At 65.9% G+C, this 16,548-nt stretch carries 18 protein-coding genes; 11 read left to right on the top strand and 7 right to left on the bottom strand.

Annotated features, from left to right (window positions below; translation table 11 throughout):
• Positions 1 to 43 precede the first annotated feature (43 nt).
• The 3 genes from IC50_RS17880 to IC50_RS17870 all read left to right on the top strand — a co-directional run bounded on the left by IC50_RS17880 (position 44) and on the right by IC50_RS17870 (position 1,563).
• Entirely contained in the window at positions 44 to 634 is a 591-nt protein-coding gene (locus IC50_RS17880; protein ID WP_050991024.1) for a bifunctional transcriptional activator/DNA repair enzyme AdaA, read from the top strand.
• Between the two features lie 10 nt (positions 635 to 644).
• The gene (locus tag IC50_RS17875; protein ID WP_035707448.1) at positions 645 to 1,115 is read left to right on the top strand and encodes a PaaI family thioesterase; all 471 of its coding nucleotides are present in this window, start codon (positions 645 to 647) and stop codon (positions 1,113 to 1,115) included.
• Positions 1,116 to 1,230: 115 nt separating this feature from the next.
• Entirely contained in the window at positions 1,231 to 1,563 is a 333-nt protein-coding gene (locus tag IC50_RS17870) for a hypothetical protein (protein ID WP_035707445.1), read from the top strand.
• A 77-nt stretch (positions 1,564 to 1,640) separates the two neighbouring features.
• Here IC50_RS17870 and IC50_RS17865 read toward each other — a convergent pair whose 3' ends face one another.
• From IC50_RS17865 to IC50_RS17850, 4 genes are all read right to left on the bottom strand, one after another.
• Complete coding sequence (locus IC50_RS17865) at positions 1,641 to 1,997, bottom strand: carboxymuconolactone decarboxylase family protein (protein WP_035707443.1); 357 nt, start codon at positions 1,995 to 1,997, stop codon at positions 1,641 to 1,643.
• Positions 1,998 to 2,007: 10 nt separating this feature from the next.
• On the bottom strand, positions 2,008 to 5,232 hold the full coding sequence (locus IC50_RS17860) for an efflux RND transporter permease subunit (RefSeq protein ID WP_035707440.1): 3,225 nt from the start codon (positions 5,230 to 5,232) through the stop codon (positions 2,008 to 2,010).
• Positions 5,229 to 6,221 (bottom strand): efflux RND transporter periplasmic adaptor subunit, encoded by a 993-nt coding sequence (locus IC50_RS17855; protein ID WP_035707437.1) that lies wholly within the window; start codon positions 6,219 to 6,221, stop codon positions 5,229 to 5,231. Before IC50_RS17855 ends, IC50_RS17860 begins: the two co-directional genes overlap by 4 nt.
• Before the next feature lie 131 nt (positions 6,222 to 6,352).
• Positions 6,353 to 6,652, bottom strand: a complete 300-nt coding sequence (locus tag IC50_RS17850) for an ArsR/SmtB family transcription factor (RefSeq protein WP_193374131.1) — start codon at positions 6,650 to 6,652, stop codon at positions 6,353 to 6,355.
• Positions 6,653 to 6,767: 115 nt separating this feature from the next.
• On the opposite strand from IC50_RS17850, the gene IC50_RS17845 reads away from it, so the two are divergent.
• The 6 genes from IC50_RS17845 to IC50_RS17820 all read left to right on the top strand — a co-directional run bounded on the left by IC50_RS17845 (position 6,768) and on the right by IC50_RS17820 (position 11,986).
• Positions 6,768 to 8,054, top strand: a complete 1,287-nt coding sequence (locus tag IC50_RS17845; RefSeq protein WP_035707432.1) for an NAD(P)/FAD-dependent oxidoreductase — start codon at positions 6,768 to 6,770, stop codon at positions 8,052 to 8,054.
• Complete coding sequence (gene trxC, locus IC50_RS17840; RefSeq protein WP_035707430.1) at positions 8,051 to 8,494, top strand: thioredoxin TrxC; 444 nt, start codon at positions 8,051 to 8,053, stop codon at positions 8,492 to 8,494. The genes IC50_RS17845 and trxC overlap by 4 nt, the downstream gene beginning before the upstream one ends.
• Positions 8,495 to 8,519: 25 nt before the next feature.
• On the top strand, positions 8,520 to 8,723 hold the full coding sequence (locus IC50_RS17835; RefSeq protein WP_028181089.1) for a YgaP family membrane protein: 204 nt from the start codon (positions 8,520 to 8,522) through the stop codon (positions 8,721 to 8,723).
• Positions 8,724 to 8,759: 36 nt separating this feature from the next.
• Positions 8,760 to 10,199 (top strand): cytochrome c oxidase accessory protein CcoG, encoded by a 1,440-nt coding sequence (gene ccoG, locus IC50_RS17830; protein ID WP_035707427.1) that lies wholly within the window; start codon positions 8,760 to 8,762, stop codon positions 10,197 to 10,199.
• Positions 10,200 to 10,227: 28 nt separating this feature from the next.
• Positions 10,228 to 10,710, top strand: a complete 483-nt coding sequence (locus tag IC50_RS17825) for a DUF6789 family protein (protein WP_244429604.1) — start codon at positions 10,228 to 10,230, stop codon at positions 10,708 to 10,710.
• A gap of 106 nt (positions 10,711 to 10,816) precedes the next feature.
• Positions 10,817 to 11,986 (top strand): GNAT family N-acetyltransferase, encoded by a 1,170-nt coding sequence (locus tag IC50_RS17820; RefSeq protein ID WP_035707425.1) that lies wholly within the window; start codon positions 10,817 to 10,819, stop codon positions 11,984 to 11,986.
• A 5-nt stretch (positions 11,987 to 11,991) separates the two neighbouring features.
• On the opposite strand, the gene IC50_RS17815 is transcribed toward IC50_RS17820, so the two are convergent.
• On the bottom strand, positions 11,992 to 12,657 hold the full coding sequence (locus tag IC50_RS17815; protein WP_035707422.1) for a DsbA family oxidoreductase: 666 nt from the start codon (positions 12,655 to 12,657) through the stop codon (positions 11,992 to 11,994).
• A 71-nt stretch (positions 12,658 to 12,728) separates the two neighbouring features.
• The gene (locus IC50_RS17810) at positions 12,729 to 13,550 is read right to left on the bottom strand and encodes a helix-turn-helix domain-containing protein (protein ID WP_035707419.1); all 822 of its coding nucleotides are present in this window, start codon (positions 13,548 to 13,550) and stop codon (positions 12,729 to 12,731) included.
• Between the two features lie 101 nt (positions 13,551 to 13,651).
• Here IC50_RS17810 and IC50_RS17805 point away from each other — a divergent pair, with 101 nt between their 5' ends.
• A complete protein-coding gene (locus IC50_RS17805) occupies positions 13,652 to 13,882 on the top strand; it encodes a hypothetical protein (protein WP_081492463.1) in 231 nt (76 codons plus the stop codon).
• Between the two features lie 38 nt (positions 13,883 to 13,920).
• Positions 13,921 to 14,319 carry a hypothetical protein gene (locus IC50_RS17800; protein WP_035707413.1) on the top strand — a complete coding sequence of 133 codons (399 nt, stop codon included), beginning with the start codon at positions 13,921 to 13,923 and terminating at the stop codon, positions 14,317 to 14,319.
• A 919-nt stretch (positions 14,320 to 15,238) separates the two neighbouring features.
• Here the strand turns inward: IC50_RS17800 and IC50_RS17795 are convergent.
• On the bottom strand, positions 15,239 to 16,548 hold a 1,310-nt coding region (locus IC50_RS17795; RefSeq protein WP_035707410.1), incomplete at its 5' end, for a GMC family oxidoreductase.

Genomic DNA, 16,548 nt, shown 5'->3' with positions numbered 1-16,548 from the left:
GTCGGACTCGCGCGACAAAGGTGTAGCCGCTATAGCAGGCGCCATGCTCGACTTCGACGCTCACTACGATGCCCTCCGCCGCCGCGACGCAACGTTGGACGGCGTGATATTCGTCGCGGTGAAAACAACCGGCATCTATTGTCGTCCGGTCTGCCCGGCGCGCACGCCACTCGCCCGCAACGTAACCTTCTATCGTAGCGCGGCCGCGGCCGAGCACGCCGGCTTCCGTCCTTGCCTGAGATGCCGGCCGGAAACAGCGCCGTTCTGTCCCGCATGGAAAGGTTCAAGGACAACCGTCGAACGCGCGCTGGCACTCATCGAGAAGGGAGAGCTCGATCGCGGCGGCGTGGACCGGCTGGCCGAACGGTTGGGAGTCGGCGCGCGCCACCTGGCGCGCCTGTTCGCCCGACATCTCGATGCGTCTCCAGTGCAAGTGGCGCTGTCGATCCGTGTGCAGCGCGCCAAGCGGCTGCTTGATGCGAGCGATCTTCCGATGGCCGCCGTCGCGGAACGCTCCGGCTTTTCAAGCGCGCGACGCATGAGCACCGCATTCACGCGGCTCTACGGTCGCCCGCCATCGACCTTCCGGAGAAAGACCGAAGCTTCGCGACTCGAACACAGGCGAGTGCGATGAGGAGATTCAGATGACCGCGAAGAGCTATGGAACGGTCGACGCCGGACGACAGAAGCAGTTGAGCGGGCTGGAGTTCGTCCAGGGCCTCGCCAACGGAACGTTGCCTCTCAACACGCTCGCCCAAACATTGGGCTATGATGTGGTGAAGGCTGAATCTGGCCGCGTCGTCGTCGCGCTCGTCCCGACCGGCGCTCACCTCAATCCGGCAGGCACGGTGCATGGCGGTCTCACGGCCACCTTGCTCGACAGTTGCATGGGGTTGGCGATCCAGTCGGTCCTCGACAAGGGGGCCGGCCAGACCACGCTCGAGTTCAAGGTTTCGCTGCTGCGGCCGATTACGCCGGAGACGGGCCTGGTCACGGCCGAGGGCAAGGTTCTGAATTGCGGCCGCCGCATCGGAACGGCCGACGGACGTGTGACGGATGCCAAGGGCCGGCTGCTCGCTCACGGCACGACCACGTGCCTCATCTTCCCGGCTTGAGATCAAGGGAACAAACCACCCACAAGGTCCCGGTTCCGGGAAAAACCAGCATCGCGGCCGGGAACGATCACCGCCTCCCCTTCTTGTACCGCCGAGGGCAATCTCGGAGGAGGACATGATGAGGACGTTTACGATTGCGCTGTTGGCGGGCGTCGGTGCTTTGGCAGCCGCGTCGAGTGCGAGCGCTTCCGATATCTACACGACCAGCGAATATGCGAATCCGGATCTCGTCCAGCAGGTGCGACTCGTTTGCGACGACGCCGGCCGCTGCTATCGCACGCGCGGTGGTTCGCGCGTGATCGTACGCGACTCCTACAACTACATGCCGCGCGACCGCTATTACGAGCGCCGGACCTATCATCGCCATTGGGACGACGGCCCGCGCGCCGGAGTCGGCATTCGCGCGCCCGGCGTCAGCGTCGGCGTCGGTGTCGACGACCGCTGGTAATCGATCGAGGCTTGATGGCGGGACCGGCGAGACGACTCGTCCGGTCCCGCTCGCACAATCGTATCAGGTGACCGACATTACACGGCGGCCAATTGCTGCTGGAACTGCTCGTAGGCCGCGATCGCATCCGCGGCATACATCAGCGACGGTCCGCCTCCCATGTAGACGGCCATGCCGAGCGTCTCCTCGATCTCCTGGCGCGTCGCACCGAGCTTGACCAGCGCCTCGGTGTGGAAGCCGATGCAGCCGTCGCAATGTGCGGCGACGCCGAGTGCCAGCGCGATCAGCTCCTTGGTCTTCTTGTCCAGCGCGCCGTCGCGCGTGGCGGCCTGCGCGAGTACGGCAAACCCCTTCATGGTGTCGGGAATGTCGCCCCGCAGCTTCCTCAGGTTGGCCGAGATGTTTTTGGTGATGTCGACGTAGTTCTTGTCCATCAGTTCCTCGCTAGCTGGATTCGGCTGTGGTCGGAGCCGCTTCGCGCGGCGCGCGCAGGGCGACATAGATCGCGGGAATCACCAGCACGGTCAGCAGCGTTGACGACGCCAGCCCGAACAGGAGCGAGATCGCCAATCCCTGAAAGATCGGATCGAGCAGGATGGTCGCCGCCCCGATCATGGCCGCGAGCGCGGTGAGCAGGATCGGCTTGAAGCGGACGGCGCCCGCTTCCAGCACCACTTCGCGAAGCGACTTGCCGTCTCCGCCGCTGTGCCGGATGAAATCGACCAGCAGGATCGAATTGCGTACGATGATGCCCGCCAGCGCGATGAACCCGATCATCGAGGTCGCCGTGAACGGCGCACCCAGAAGCCAGTGCCCGATCAGGATGCCGATCAGCGTCAGCGGGATCGGCGTCAGGATGACGAGCGGCAGGCGGAAGCTCCTGAACTGGGCGACAACCAGCACGTAGATTCCGAGGATGGCTGCGCCGAAGGCGGCGCCCATGTCGCGGAAGGTCACCCAGGTGATTTCCCATTCGCCGTCCCACAGCAGCGTCGGACGCGACTCGTCCGACGGCTGGCCGTGCAGGCTGATCGCAGGCTTCGGCAGCTTGCCCCAATCATGTGCATCCACGCGATCGGCGACGGCGAGCATGCCGTAGAGCGGCGCCTCGAAGCGCCCGGCAAGCTCGGCCATCACCATGTCGGCGAAGCGGCCGTCGCGGCGGAAGATCGTCGGCGAGCCCTCCTCCACGGTCGCCTTCACGACCTGGCCGAGTTCGACCACCGTCTTGCTGCCGGGCAATGTATTGGCCGGCACCGGCGTGGAGGCCAGAGCCTCGTCCCAGAGCAGATCGCGCTTTCCGAGATGCACCGCTATCTCGATCGGGTTGCGGTCCTCGCCGCGATGCGAATAGCCGATCGATGTGCCGCCGAACAGCGTCTGGATGGTGTCGTAGACATCGCGCTGCTCGACGCCGAAGAACTCGAGCCGGTCCTGATCGATCGAGAGCCGCAGCCGTGGCCGCTTCTCGCCGACCGAATCGTCGATGTCGACGATGAACGGCACTTCCGCGAAGATCTTTCTGAGCTCGGCCGTGACCGCACGGCGCGTGGTCGCATCGGGACCGTAGACCTCGGCGAGCAGCGTCGACAGCACCGGCGGCCCGGGCGGCACTTCGACCACCTTGATGTTGGTGCCCGCGGGCAGAACGAGCGCCTTCAGCTTCTCGCGCAGCTCGAGCGCGATCTCATGGCTCGCGCGCTTGCGCTCGCCGCGCGCAGCCAGGTTGATCTGCACTTCGCCGAGCTCGGGCCTCTCCCGCAAGTAATAGTGCCGCACCAGGCCGTTGAAATTGAAGGGAGCCGGCGTGCCGGCATAGGATTGCAGCGAGGTGACCTCCGGCAGTTGCCGCGCGATTTCGGCCGCACCGAACAGCGTGCGCTCGGTCGCCTCCAGGCTCGCCCCTTCCGGCAGGTCGACGACCACGGCGATCTCGGACTTGTTGTCGAACGGCAGAAGCTTGACCGTCACCGACTTGGTCGCAAACAGCGTCATCGACAGCAGCGTCGCGATGCCGACGCCGAGCAGGAATATCCAGGCCGACCGCTTGCTCCGCACGATCGGTGTGGCGAAGCGCCGGTAGAGCCGGCCGAGCCGGCCTTCATCGTGGGCCGCATGCGTCGGGGCAATGTCGCCCTTCGGCGCGAGCTTGAGCATCAGCCAGGGCGCCACCACCATCGCGACGAAGAAGGAGAACAGCATGGCAGCCGACGCATTGGCCGGGATCGGCGCCATATAGGGGCCCATCAGGCCCGACACGAACAGCATCGGCAACAGCGCCGCGACCACGGTCAACGTCGCGACGATGGTGGGGTTGCCGACCTCCGCCACGGCCTCGATGGTCGCCTGCAGGCGTGGCCGGCCATCGCGCATGCCCCAGTGCCGCGCGATGTTTTCGACCACGACGATGGCGTCGTCGACGAGGATGCCGATCGAGAAGATCAGCGCGAACAGGCTGACGCGGTTGATGGTGTAGCCCATCAGGTTGGCGGCGAACATCGTGAGCAGAATCGTCGTGGGAATCACGACGAACGTCACCAGCGCCTCGCGCCATCCGATCGCGATCGCGATCAGGACGACGATCGAGATCGTCGCAAGGCCGAGGTGGAACAGCAGCTCGTTGGCCTTCTCGTTGGCCGTCTCGCCGTAGTCGCGCGTCACCGTCACCTGGATATCTTCGGGAATCAGGCGCGACTTCAATCCTTCGAGGCGTTCGGCGATGCTCTCGGACACGACGACCGCATTGGCGCCGGCCCGCTTCGCCAGCGCCAGGCTGACGGCGGGCGTCCGCGCCCACTGCCCGGCGGCGTCGCGTGATTCCGTCCAGACACGATGCTCGATGGTGCTCGGGCCGACGACGACGGAGGCGACGTCCTTGACGTAGACCGGCCGGCCGTCGCGGCTCGTGATGAGCAATAGTCCGATATCGGGAATGCCGGACAGCGTCTGCCCCGCCGCAACGCTCCGCACGATGCCGGCATCACGGACCTGCCCCGCCAGGAACGAGCGGTTGGCATCCTTCACCTTGGCCACGAGCTGCTGCAGCGTGATGCCGAACAGCGACAGTTTCTCCGGATTGGGCTCGACCCGGATCTGCTGCGCCGCGCCGCCGGAGATGTAGGTCAGGCCGATATCTTCGACCTTCATCAGTTCCGCGCGCAGCTTGTCGGCGAGCTCGTAGAGGTCCTTGTCGGTCCAGCGGCTGGCAGCTTCCGGCTTCGGCGACAGCGTCAATACGGTGACCGCGACGTCATTGATGCCCCGGCCGACGATCAGCGGCTCGGGGATGCCGACGGGAATGCGGTCGAGATTGGCGCGGATCTTCTCGTGCACCCGCAGGATGGCATCCTCGAACTTGGTGCCGACCAGGAAGCGCGCGGTGACCATCACGCGGTCGTCCTCGGTCTGGCTGTAGACGTGCTCGACCCCGTCGATGCCCTTGACGATCGACTCCAGCGGCTTGCTCACCAGCTCCACCGCGTCCGGCCCGCGCAGGCCGTCGGCATTGACGCGGATGTCCACCATGGGAACGCTGATCTGCGGCTCCTCCTCGCGCGGGATCACCACGACGGCCATCAGCCCCACGACGAGCGCCGCGAGCAGGAACAGCGGCGTCAGCGGCGATGCGATGGTCGACTTTGTCAACCGTCCTGAGAGCCCGAGATTCACGGCCGCACCAACTGGTCGCCGGCTGAAACGCCGGACAGGATCTCGAGCCCATCGGGAAGCGCCGGCGTCGGCAATTCGCGGCCACGCTGCACCGGCACGTCCATCGCTCCGCTGTCCTTCTGCAGCCGAACGTAGTCGATACCGAACCTGGTGGTCACATAGCTCGAGGGGATGACGTAGGCCGATCGCGTGCCGCCGGAGATCCAGACCCGCAGGCGGTCGCCGACGAAATATTCGCCGAGACCCTCGACGGTCGCGTCCGCAATGACGCGCCCCTCCTCGATCTGGGGATAGACGAGGTCGATGACGCCCGACTTGGCGGCTTCTCCGACGAACTCCGCGCCGTCGACGCGAATCCTGTCTCCCGCCTTGAGGAAGCGCGCATGCCGCTCCGGCACGCGAAGCCGCAGCTTGAAATTCTGCTGGGCGACGGTGACGATCGGATCGCCCGCGAGCACGACGGACCCTATCGTGATCAACCGCTTCAGCACGCGACCATCCGCCGGCGCGAGCACCTGGCCCTGGTTGAGCTGCTCGGCGATCACCGCACGTTCGGCAGTCTTGGCACGCAGGCCGTTCTCGGCGACGTTCAGCGCGGTGCGCTGCTCGTCGAGCTTGATCCGGGGCAGGATACCGCGTTCGACCAGCCCTTCGGTCCGGGTGAAGTCGAGCTGCGCCTGGTTCGCCTGCGCCTGCAGCGCCTCTATCTGCGCGTCGAGCGATTTCATCTGCAGCACGAGCTTTTCGTCGCCGATGGTCGCGATCGCCTGGCCGGCGGCAACGCGATCCCCTTCCCTGACCTTGAGCTGAACCACCGTACCGCCGATCCGCCCACGCGCCGGCACCACGCTGATGCTTTCGACCGTGGCGAAGACGGCCTTTTCATCGGCGATCGATTGCCTGACGACCACGAGTGTTTCGGCTGCCCTCGCCGGTGCTCCAGCCAAGCCGATCGCCGCAAAGGCGGCCAGCAGGCCCAAATATCTCATCGTACATCGCATGGAACTCTTCCGTGTCATGATCGAAGCATCACCACGCCGCCGCGCAGCGCATTTCATCTGCATCGGAATGGAGCGTGTTGATCCTGCTCAAGGCGCCCTCACCCGAGCTTTCCTAGGTTTCATCTCGTCCTTGCGGACCTCGGCGCGCAGAACGCCTGGTAGAGCGTCTTCAGAACCTCGCGCGCCGGCTCGCTCGCGATCGAATAGAAGATCGTCTGCGCCTCGCGCCGGGCAGACACCAGTCCATCCTTGCGAAGGAGCGCAAGATGTTGGGAGACCGTGGAATCCCGGAGGTTCAGGAACTCGGCCAACTCGCCGACCGACTGCTCGCCATCGATCAACTGGCAGATGATCAGCAGACGGTGCCGGTTGGCGAGCGCCTTCAGCAGCTCGCTCGCCTGATCCGCCGCCCGCTCCATGATCTCAGCATTCATATTCATACTTGCGTATATACGCAAATACGAATATATAGTCAAGCGCCGCACGACAGCCGGGGCTGAACCGGCGGAGCGGCTTGGTCCAACGGAGGTACCCATGGCGGAAGTTGTCGTAATCGGAGCTGGTCTGAGCGGAACGCTGATGGCCTATGAATTGCTGCCGCAGTTGAGGAAGGAGGATCGCCTCAGCGTCGTCTCGCAAGGCGCCGTCTATCACTTCGTCCCATCCAATCCCTGGGTCGCAGTCGGCTGGCGCAAGCGCGAAGAGATCGAGATCGATCTGGCGGACATCATGAAACGCAAGGGCGTGCGACTGCTGACGCAGGGCGCAAAGCGCGTCCACCCGATCGAGAACCGCGTCGAGCTCGGCGACGGCACGTCGATCGACTACGACTACCTGGTCGTCGCCACCGGTCCCGAACTGGCGTTCGACGAGATTCCGGGTCTCGGGCCACAGGGCCATACCCAGTCGATCTGCCACGTCGATCACGCCGCGCATGCCCGTGAAGCCTTCGAGAAGCTCGCGGCGAACCCGGGTCCGGTCGTCATCGGCGCGGTGCAGGGCGCTTCCTGTTTCGGACCGGCCTATGAATTCCTCTTCATCCTGGAAACGGAGCTGCGCCGGCGGAAGCTGCGCGACCGGGTCCCGATGACGTTCGTCACCTCGGAGCCCTATATCGGCCATCTCGGTCTCGACGGCGTCGGAGACACGAAGGGGCTTCTGGAAAGCGAGATGCGCGAGAAGCACATCAAGTGGATCACCAACGCCCGCGTCGACAACGTCGCCCCCGGCATGATGACGGTGGAGGAGTTTTCCGACGACGGCACGTCCCGCAAGGCTCATGAGCTTCCCTTCGTCTATTCGATGATGTTGCCGGCCTTTCGCGGCGTCGAGGCGGTACGGGGCATCGAGAAATTGACCAACCCGCGCGGCTTCGTCGTCGTCGACAAGCATCAGCAGAACCCCGCCTTTCCCAACGTGTTTGCGGTCGGTGTCTGCGTCGCGATCGCACCGGTCGGCGCGACACCGGTGCCGGTCGGCGTCCCCAAGACCGGCTTCATGATCGAATCCATGGTGACGGCAACCGCGATCAACATCGGCGCCCTGCTCCGCGGCAAGGCACCGACGGCGCAGCCGACCTGGAACGCGATCTGTCTCGCCGATTTCGGCGACTCCGGGGTCGCCTTCCTGGCGCAGCCGCAGATTCCGCCGCGCAACGTCAATTGGTCCTCCAAGGGCGAATGGGTGCACTTCGCCAAGGTCGCCTTCGAGAAGTACTTCCTGCGCAAGATGCGGCGCGGCGAGAGCGAGCCGTTCTACGAACGCTTCGTTCTCGACAAGCTGAACATCACCAAGCTCAAGGAGGTCCGCACCGGCACATGAGCACGACACGCCAGATCGTCTGCGGCAGTTGCGGACGCATCAACCGCCTGCCTGCCGAACGCGCGGCGCAAGCTGCGCGCTGCGGCGCCTGCCACCAGCCGATGTTCACCGGTCATCCGATCGAGGTGGACGAAGCAGCCTTCGGCCGCCATGTCGCCAACAGCGACATTCCCGTGCTGGTCGACGTCTGGGCACCATGGTGCGGCCCGTGCCGCGCCATGGCACCGATGTTCGAGCGCGCCGCGCAACAGCTGGAGCCGAACGTCCGGCTGTTGAAGCTCAACTCGGACAACGCACCCGCGCTGTCGTCGCGCCTCAACATCAGCGGCATCCCGACCCTGCTGTTGATGCGCGGCGGCCGCGAGATCGCCCGCCATTCCGGCGCGATGGATGCCCGCAGCATCGTCGCCTGGACCGAAGCCGGCCTGACCCGTTCGTAACGTCGCCAGAAAAAAGGAGCCTGCCATGAATGTCGATAAAGCCGTTCTCGCCTTTGCGGGATTCGTCGTCCTGCTCGGTCTCGCACTGGGCACTTATGTCAATGCGTATTGGTACCTGCTGACCGCATTTGCGGGGCTGAACATGTTGCAAGCCTCGTTCACCGGCTTCTGCCCGGCAGCGATCGTGTTCAGGAAGCTTGGCCTGAGCAGCGGCTGCGCGTTCTCCTGAACGCGCAATGTAGCCTGTGATGCGGGGGAACGTGCCATGACCGACGACACCTTCATCGAGGGGCCTCTCTACGAGAAGCGCAGGAAGGTCTATCCGCAGTCGGTCCACGGGCCGTTCCGCCGCATCAAATGGGCGATCCTCTGCGTCACGCTCGGGATCTATTATCTCTTGCCGTTCGTTCGCTGGAATCGCGGCCCCGGCCTGCCCGACCAGGCCGTGCTGATCGACTTGCCGCATCGGCGCTTCTACTTCTTCTTCATCGAGCTATGGCCGCAGGAGGTCTATTACTTCACCGGCCTCCTCATCCTCGCGGCCATGGCTCTATTCCTGATGAACGCGGTCGCGGGACGACTATGGTGCGGCTATCTGTGCCCGCAGACGGTGTGGACCGATTTGTTCTACGCCGTCGAACGCTGGGTCGAAGGCGACCGGCGCGAACGCATGCAGGGCGACAAGCGCTACTGGACATTCGATCACATCCGAAAAGTCGCGCTGAAGCACTTCCTCTGGATCATGATTGCCTGGTGGACCGGCGGCGCCTGGGTGCTCTATTTCGACGACGCGCCGACGCTGGTGAAGGAGCTCGCCACCTTCCAGGCCCCGTTCCTCGCCTATCTCTGGATCGGCATCCTGACCGCAACGACCTATCTGTTCGCCGGTCACGCCCGCGAGCAGATGTGCATCTACATGTGCCCCTGGCCGCGCATCCAGGCGGCGCTGACCGACGAATGGGCGCTCAACGTCACCTATCGCCGCGACCGCGGCGAGCCGCGCATGTCGGTGAAGAAGGCCGAAGCTGCCCGCGCCCACGGCGATCTCGCCGGCGACTGCGTCGATTGCCACCAGTGCATCAATGTCTGCCCGACCGGCGTCGACATCCGCCACGGCATCCAGCTCGGCTGCATCCAGTGCGGCCTGTGCATCGACGCCTGCGACAATGTCATGCGCGAGATCGGCCGGCCCAGGGGCCTGATCGGCTACGACACCGACATCAACATGCAGCGCCGGCGCGAAGGCAAGCCGCCGATCTACCGCATCATCCGCCCGCGCACCGTGATCTACACGGCTGCGATCGCGATCGTCGGCGGCATTATGATCTACACGCTCGCGACCCGCAGCACGATGAGCATCAACGTGCTGCATGAGCGCAATCCGCTGTTCGTCCAGTTGGCCGATGGCGGGGTGCGCAACGACTACACGGTGCGCCTGCTGAACAAGGGCGCAACGAGATCCTTCGCAATGGAGGTCAAGGACTTGCCGGGCGCGAGCGTGCGCGTCGCCGGCGTCGAGCACAAGCCCGACGGCCGACTGATCGTCGAGGTCGGGCAGGACCAGACCCGGGAGATCCGGATGTCGGTGCAGGTTGCGCCCGCGCAGATGCCGAAGGCAGCCACCGACATCGAGATCGAAGCGACCGAGATCGCCAGCGGCCAGACCGCGACCGCCCGCGACCACTTCGTGCCGTCTGACCAATGAGGGAGCAGGCTGAGGAACGATGCGCCGCATGGTGAACCACCACGTCTGGAAATCCGTGGCGGCCGGCTTGTGCGGCAACGCCGCACACTCGAGCGTGATGTTCCTCAAGCGGTGGATGGGCTGGCTTCCAACGTTCCAGCCGTACCACGATCTTCAGCTCGGCCTTAGCCACTGGCTGGGTGGCGGCCCGGTCCACCCCACTGTGCCATGGGCGATGTCGTTCGTGAACGGCACTCTCGTGCTCGGCATTCTGTTCCGCTCCACCTACCATCTCCTGCCCGGGCACAACGCCGTCACGAAGGGATTCCTGTTCGGCATCATGGGCTGGATCGCCATGGGATTGCTCTACTTCCCCATCCTCGGGAGAGGACCGTTCGCCTCCCATCTGGGGCTAGGCGTGCTTCCGGCCGCATTTTCGTTCGCTATGGTGCTCGCCTACAGCAGTTTCATGGGCATCGCGTTTTCGGTGCTGCATTCCGAGCCGGGGCGGCTTTGGTCAACGCGCGGTTAACGCTACCACTCGAATTGAAGCGGCGCCCCAACGGTATTTTCCATTCTTTGCGCTAAGGATGACCGCGCAACACGGGCTCGGCCCGCGTGAACGGGGACGACGGGACGTGGTCGACATCGCGCAGCAGGCGGCGATCAATCCGGCATCGGCGAGGAATGCCGGAGCTGCGCGCGCGCGCGTCCCGCTCACCGCGATCGACCCCGGCCAGTGGCGCGCACTCGCGCAGCGCGCGGTCGAGCCGAACGGATATTACCTGCCCGCCTGGGAGCTGGCCGTCAGTGCCACCGCGCGCGGCCGCACGGACGCCTCGGCACTGTCCGCATTCGACGGCTCTTCGGCGCGGCTGATCGGGCTGATGCCGGTGATCTCGCTCTGGCACACCCTGAAGATCCCCCTGCCCGCGCTGGTGAGCGCGCATCCCTACGGCACGCTGTGCAGCCCGCTGCTCGACGGCGAGGCTCCGATCGAGGCGGCCACGCAGCTGTTGCAGCAGGCGCGCGAAGCCGGCGCACATGCGCTCGTGCTGAACGACGTCGCGCTCGACGGCGCGGCAATGAATTCGCTCAAGCAGGCCCTGAATCGCGGCGGCCTGAAGCCACGAATCCTCTCCTCCTACGTCCGGGCCAGCCTCGATGCGACCCAGGATGGCGACACGCTGCTGCGCGAGGCGCTCGGCGCCAGGAAGCTCAAGGAGCTGCGCCGCCAGCGCCATCGTCTCGAAGAGCACGGCCCGGTCAGGTTCGAGGTTGCGCGCAGGCCGGATGAGATCGGGCCCGCGCTCGAGACATTCCTGCAGCTCGAGGCCAGCGGCTGGAAGGGCAAGCGCGGCACCGCGCTGGTCCAGCATGCGGGCGATGCGGCCTTCATCCGCCGCGCCGTACCGGCGCTGGCGGAGACCGCGCAATGCGAGATCATCACGCTGCGCGCCGGCACGACAGCGGTGGCCGCCGGCATCGTGCTGCGCCACCAGGACCGCGCCTTCTTCTTCAAGCTCGGCATCGACGAGCGCTTTGCAAGGTATTCGCCGGGCGTGCAGCTCACCCTCGATCTCACCCGCCACCTCTGCGCCGATCCCGCCGTCGCCAGTGCGGACTCGACGGCGAGCGCCGATCACCCCATGATCAACCCGATCTGGCGCGGACGCTTCGCGATCGGCGACGTGCTGATCCCGTTGCGGCGGCACGATCCCGTCGTGGCGCTGGTTCACGGCGCGCTCGCGGCGCACGGCATCGCGTACGCAGCGGCGCGCCGCGCAGTTCGCCTGCTTCGCAGATAGAACAGCTACTCCGCCGCCTGCGCGTTGATCTCGGCCGAGACCTGGCGGATGGCGCGGGCGAGCAGGTTCGGATCCTGCGCGCCGGAGACGGCGTATTTCTGCGCGAAGACATAGGTCGGCACGCCGGAGATGCCCTTTTCGGCAGCCTCCTGCGCGTCCGCCGAGACGCGCGCAACATCCTCGTCGGTGGCAAGGCGCTTGCGCACGTCGTCGGCATCGAGGCCGACATCGGCGGCCGCCTCGACCAGCACGTTCACATCGGTGAGATCGCCGCCGTCGCGGAAATACAGCTCCATCAGGCGCTGCTTCATCTCGGGCGCCTTGCCGATCGCTTCCGCCCACAGGATGAGGCGATGGCAATCGGTCGTGTTGGGCTGGCGCGCCACCAGCTCGGGCTTGTAGACGAGGCCCTCCTCGCTTGCGGCCGCAACGACGCGCCCGGCAATGCCCTTGTACGCCTCCACCGAGCCGAACTTCTGGGTGAGATAGGCCTCGCGGCTGATGCCCTCGCGCGGCACCCAGGGATTGAGGAAGAACGGGCGGAAATTGAGCTTGACCGGAACGTCGGGCACGAGCGCCAGCGCGCTCTCGATCCGGTGCTTGCCGATATAGCACCAGGGACACACCACGTCGGAGACGACATCGATCTGGAGCGGTTTCAGCGTGCTCATGTCAGGCGCCTCCTTCGGGCAGGTCACGGGTTCGCCCAAAGATAAGCCGAACCCGCCCCGAGGCAAGAGCGCTAGGTCATGGCTGCTTCCATCTGTTTCAGCCGTTCGGCAGTGCGCTCGTCGGCGGGAAAGAAGGTCTCCAGAGCCAGTTCGGACAGGGTGATGTCGACGGGCGTGCCGAACACCATCGTGGTGGAGAAGAAGCTGAGGATCTCCCCGCCATGCCGCAGCTTGAAGGGGATCGCGACAGTGTCGCTCGACAGCGGGGCCGCGCGCGCGGGAATGGGATAGCTCTTCAGGTCGTTGTAGAGCTTGATCAGTTCCGGGTCGGCCGTCGCCTCGCATTGGCGGTGCAGCCGCTCCAGGAGGTGCCCACACCATTCCGCGAGATTGACCGTGCGCGGGGCCAGCGCCTCCGGGTGGAACGCGAGCCGCAGCACGTTGAAGGGCTGTCCGAGCAGATGCTGCGGGATGCCGTCGAGCAGCGGTGCCACCATGCGATTGGCGGAGACCAGGTTCCAGTGCCGGTCCACCGCGAGCGCGGGATTGGGCTCATGCGCCCTGAGCACGAGGTCGATCGCCTGGCGGGCTGACTTCAAGGCGGGATCCTCCAGCGTGCGCTGCTGGAATGCCGGCGCGTAGCCGGCGGCCACCAGCAGCACGTTGCGTTCGCGCAAGGGCACGTCGAGACGCTCGGCGAGCCTGAGCACCATGTCGCGCGACGGCGCGGCGCGGCCGGTCTCGACGAAGCTCAGGTGCCGCGCCGAGATCTCGGCTTCGCCAGCGAGATCGAGCTGGCTCATGCGGCGACGCTGCCGCCATTCGCGCAAATGGTCGCCGATATGGACCGGCTGGCTGCGTTCGGTACGTGCCGTGGAAGCATGTGGGTTCATGACCAGAAACCTATCATGCGGATTTCGGCCCTTCCATTACCAGCGAGGTAATCGAATTGGCCCGCCGGCCGGCGCATCTTCGGTTGCAACAGGAGATGACCATGATCGCGCTGCTGCTGTACCGGACCGTCGCCGACCACCTTCTTCCCTGGGCCATGACGCTCGCGACCCGCATGCTGGCGCGCAGCCTCAACTTGCCCGAGCCGCTGGTGCATTCGACCGGCGATTACGTGGTCGCACAGGTCATCGCCTTCGAGCACGGCGTCGGCAGGAGCCTCTGCCCGTTCCGCCTCGCCCGCCTCGTTCGCGCCTGGTGGCGCGGATTGCGCTGACTTTCACCCCGAGCCCACCCCAACCATGGAGACCCAAGATGATCGACGCATCCACCTTCCTGCGCCGCGCCCTGCTCGCTGACGCGATCTTCAGCGGCATCGCCGCCCTCGGCTTCACTTTCGGCGCGAGCGCGTTCTCGGCACTGTTCAACCTGCCCGAAGCACTGCTGCGCGAGACCGGCCTGTTCCTGATCGCCTACACCGCGCTGGTCGGCTGGCTAGCCTCACGCGCGACAGTGGCGAAGCCCCTCGTGCTGCTGGTCGTGGTCGGCAATGCGGCCTGGACCGTCGGCAGTATCGCGCTACTGCTCTCCGGCGCGGTGTCGCCGAATATCGCCGGCGAGCTCATGGTCGTCGCGCAGGCGATCGCCACCGGCGTGTTCGCCGAGCTGCAATATGTGGGATTGCGGAAGAGCGGGAGCGTGGTGGCGGCGTGACACTCCCGTGTCCCGGACGCGCCGCAGCGCTCCTGCGCTGCTGCGCAGAGCCGGGACCCATGCCACACGGATCGCTCGCGGATATATGGGCCCCGGCTCAGCAGCGCACCGCTGAAGTCGCGCTGCGCTGCGTCCGGGGCACGAGACCGTAGTTTGTCGCACACCCGTTTCCACAATCGTCATTGCAGACATAGCCTCGCGTTCTCGCGGCGCATTTCGCCCGAGCTTTGCCCGATCGATCGCACCCTTCAATTGCCAAAGGGCGCAGGGAAGGCCGGGCGCCGGCGGCACCCGAGTCCGTGTACAAGGAATGCACACGGGGTGGACCACAGGTGTTGCCGGTCGCCCGGCCTTCCCTGCGCGGATGGTTTTAACGGTGTCCTTCGTGCTCTCCTCGGGGAGCGTTGCACTATTGCCCCCGTCGCCTTGCGGATGACTGATGCGCGCGCCGGTCGGTCGCCACATCACCGCAAGCCTTGACGCCAGAACCCCGGGCGTCGGGACCACACGACTTCTCCGTCCGCGGACGGCCTGGCCTCAGCGCCCGGCGCTCGGTGTGCGCACCCCGGACCGTCGACCAAACCGCTGTGACCGCGCCGTGTCGTATGCACGTTGTGCCGGAACTCAACGGTCGCCCGTCCCTGCCCCACGCAAATCGCGCCGGCGCTGCCGCGTCCACCGCACCCCAGCCCGCATCTCGTGACGATCGCGAAGCGCCCCTCTGGCAGGGCCGGGATGGGCGCACATATGCCACAAATCCGAAATTCGGAAAAGTGATATATTTTTGACGGGAGGGATTGACGGGTTTTGGGTGTTTTGCCCGACGCCTCGCCAGAGCCGGTAGGATGGGTTGAGCTCTTGCGAAACCTATCGGCTTTGCCGAACGACCGGTGATGGGTATCGCTTCGCTCCACCCGTCCTACGACATCTTCAACCGCTCGGCCATGCGCTCGGCGATGGCGACGGTTGTGAGATGGGTGTTGGCGCGCGGCACTTCCGGCATGATCGAGGCGTCGATCACCCGCAGCCCCGTGCAGCCGATCACCCGGCAGTCGGGATCGACGACGGAGCGCGGATCGGAGGCTGCGCCCATGCGGCAGGTGCCGCTGGCGTGCTGGGCATCGCTGCACTCGGCGAACAGCCAGTCATCCAGCTCGGCATCGCTGAACGGCGCGTCCATCGAGCGGCCGCTGTTGCCGTAGTCGACGCGGGAGGCGATCTCGGTCACCGCCCGCTGCAGGCAGATCTCGCGCAGGCGGCGGACGCCGTCGCGCATCCGCGCGAGATCGCGCGGGTCGGACAGCATGCGTTCCTCGACCGCAGGGTCGACCTCGGGGTCGGTCGTGGTGATGCGGACGTGACCCTGGCTGAACGCCTGATAGACGGAGACGGCGATGCGTCCCAGCGAGACCACGGCCAGCGCCTGCGGCGTGCGGGCGAGATTGCCTGCGATCATGATCATGTCGTTGTCACCGGTGCCCGCAAGGCCGGAGGAATAACGCAGGCAGCAATTGGTGTGCCGGTGCATCAGCGTCGAGACCTGGCAGTCGTCGCGCAGATGCAGCAGCGCGTTGACGATCGGGTGGTCCAGCAAGTTCTCGCCGACCGGCAGGTCGGCGCGGACCGGAATGCCGAGCCGCTCCAGCAGCGCGGCGGGGCCGATGCCGGAGCGTTGCAGGATCGCCGGCGAATGGATGGCGCCGGCGCAGAGGATCACCTCGCGCGCGGCGCGGGGCGTGTAGGACTGGCCGTTGACGCGGACCCGGACGCCGCTGGCATGCAGCCGGTTGCCCTCGAAGACGACGGTGTCGACCAGCGCGTTGCCCACGATGTGGAGATTGGCGCGGCCGCGCGCCGGCTCCAGATAGCCGTCATTGGTGGAGATGCGCAGTCCCGCTTCGCTGTTGATCGCGTAGGGCGAGACGCCGGTGCCATCGGGCGCGTTGTGGTCCTCGCACCAGCCATAGCCGAGCGCAAGCGCCGAGGACCGCAGCGCCCGGTCGACATTGCCCCAAGCCGGAATCGGCGCGCGATACACCGGGATCGGACCTCGGTCGCCGTGATAGGCGGCCTCGGGGAAATTCTTGTCGGTCTCGAGCTTGCAGAAGAACGGCAGCATCTCGTCCCATGACCAGCCGGTGCAGCCCGCGTCTACCCAACGGTCGAGATCGTCGGGAACGGCGCGGATCGCGATCTGGCCGTTGATGGTCGAGCTGCCGCCCATGGCAC

The organism is Bradyrhizobium genomosp. I (2014) (genome assembly GCF_000261685.1).
Taxonomy (GTDB): domain Bacteria; phylum Pseudomonadota; class Alphaproteobacteria; order Rhizobiales; family Xanthobacteraceae; genus Bradyrhizobium.
The sequence above is the reverse complement of the archived record's forward strand: the minus strand, read 5'-3'. Positions and strand labels throughout refer to the sequence as shown.

Excerpts from the sequence above, each read along its gene's own strand:
- IC50_RS17880 (WP_050991024.1), top strand. The coding sequence starts at position 44 with ATGCTCGACTTCGACGCTCACTACGATGCCCTCCGCCGCCGCGACGCA.
- IC50_RS17875 (WP_035707448.1), top strand. The coding sequence starts at position 645 with ATGACCGCGAAGAGCTATGGAACGGTCGACGCCGGACGACAGAAGCAG.
- IC50_RS17870 (WP_035707445.1), top strand. The coding sequence starts at position 1,231 with ATGATGAGGACGTTTACGATTGCGCTGTTGGCGGGCGTCGGTGCTTTG.
- IC50_RS17865 (WP_035707443.1), bottom strand. The coding sequence starts at position 1,997 with ATGGACAAGAACTACGTCGACATCACCAAAAACATCTCGGCCAACCTG.
- IC50_RS17855 (WP_035707437.1), bottom strand. The coding sequence starts at position 6,221 with ATGAGATATTTGGGCCTGCTGGCCGCCTTTGCGGCGATCGGCTTGGCT.
- IC50_RS17850 (WP_193374131.1), bottom strand. The coding sequence starts at position 6,652 with ATGGAGCGGGCGGCGGATCAGGCGAGCGAGCTGCTGAAGGCGCTCGCC.
- IC50_RS17845 (WP_035707432.1), top strand. The coding sequence starts at position 6,768 with ATGGCGGAAGTTGTCGTAATCGGAGCTGGTCTGAGCGGAACGCTGATG.
- trxC (WP_035707430.1), top strand. The coding sequence starts at position 8,051 with ATGAGCACGACACGCCAGATCGTCTGCGGCAGTTGCGGACGCATCAAC.
- IC50_RS17835 (WP_028181089.1), top strand. The coding sequence starts at position 8,520 with ATGAATGTCGATAAAGCCGTTCTCGCCTTTGCGGGATTCGTCGTCCTG.
- ccoG (WP_035707427.1), top strand. The coding sequence starts at position 8,760 with ATGACCGACGACACCTTCATCGAGGGGCCTCTCTACGAGAAGCGCAGG.
- IC50_RS17825 (WP_244429604.1), top strand. The coding sequence starts at position 10,228 with ATGGTGAACCACCACGTCTGGAAATCCGTGGCGGCCGGCTTGTGCGGC.
- IC50_RS17815 (WP_035707422.1), bottom strand. The coding sequence starts at position 12,657 with ATGAGCACGCTGAAACCGCTCCAGATCGATGTCGTCTCCGACGTGGTG.
- IC50_RS17810 (WP_035707419.1), bottom strand. The coding sequence starts at position 13,550 with ATGAACCCACATGCTTCCACGGCACGTACCGAACGCAGCCAGCCGGTC.
- IC50_RS17805 (WP_081492463.1), top strand. The coding sequence starts at position 13,652 with ATGATCGCGCTGCTGCTGTACCGGACCGTCGCCGACCACCTTCTTCCC.
- IC50_RS17800 (WP_035707413.1), top strand. The coding sequence starts at position 13,921 with ATGATCGACGCATCCACCTTCCTGCGCCGCGCCCTGCTCGCTGACGCG.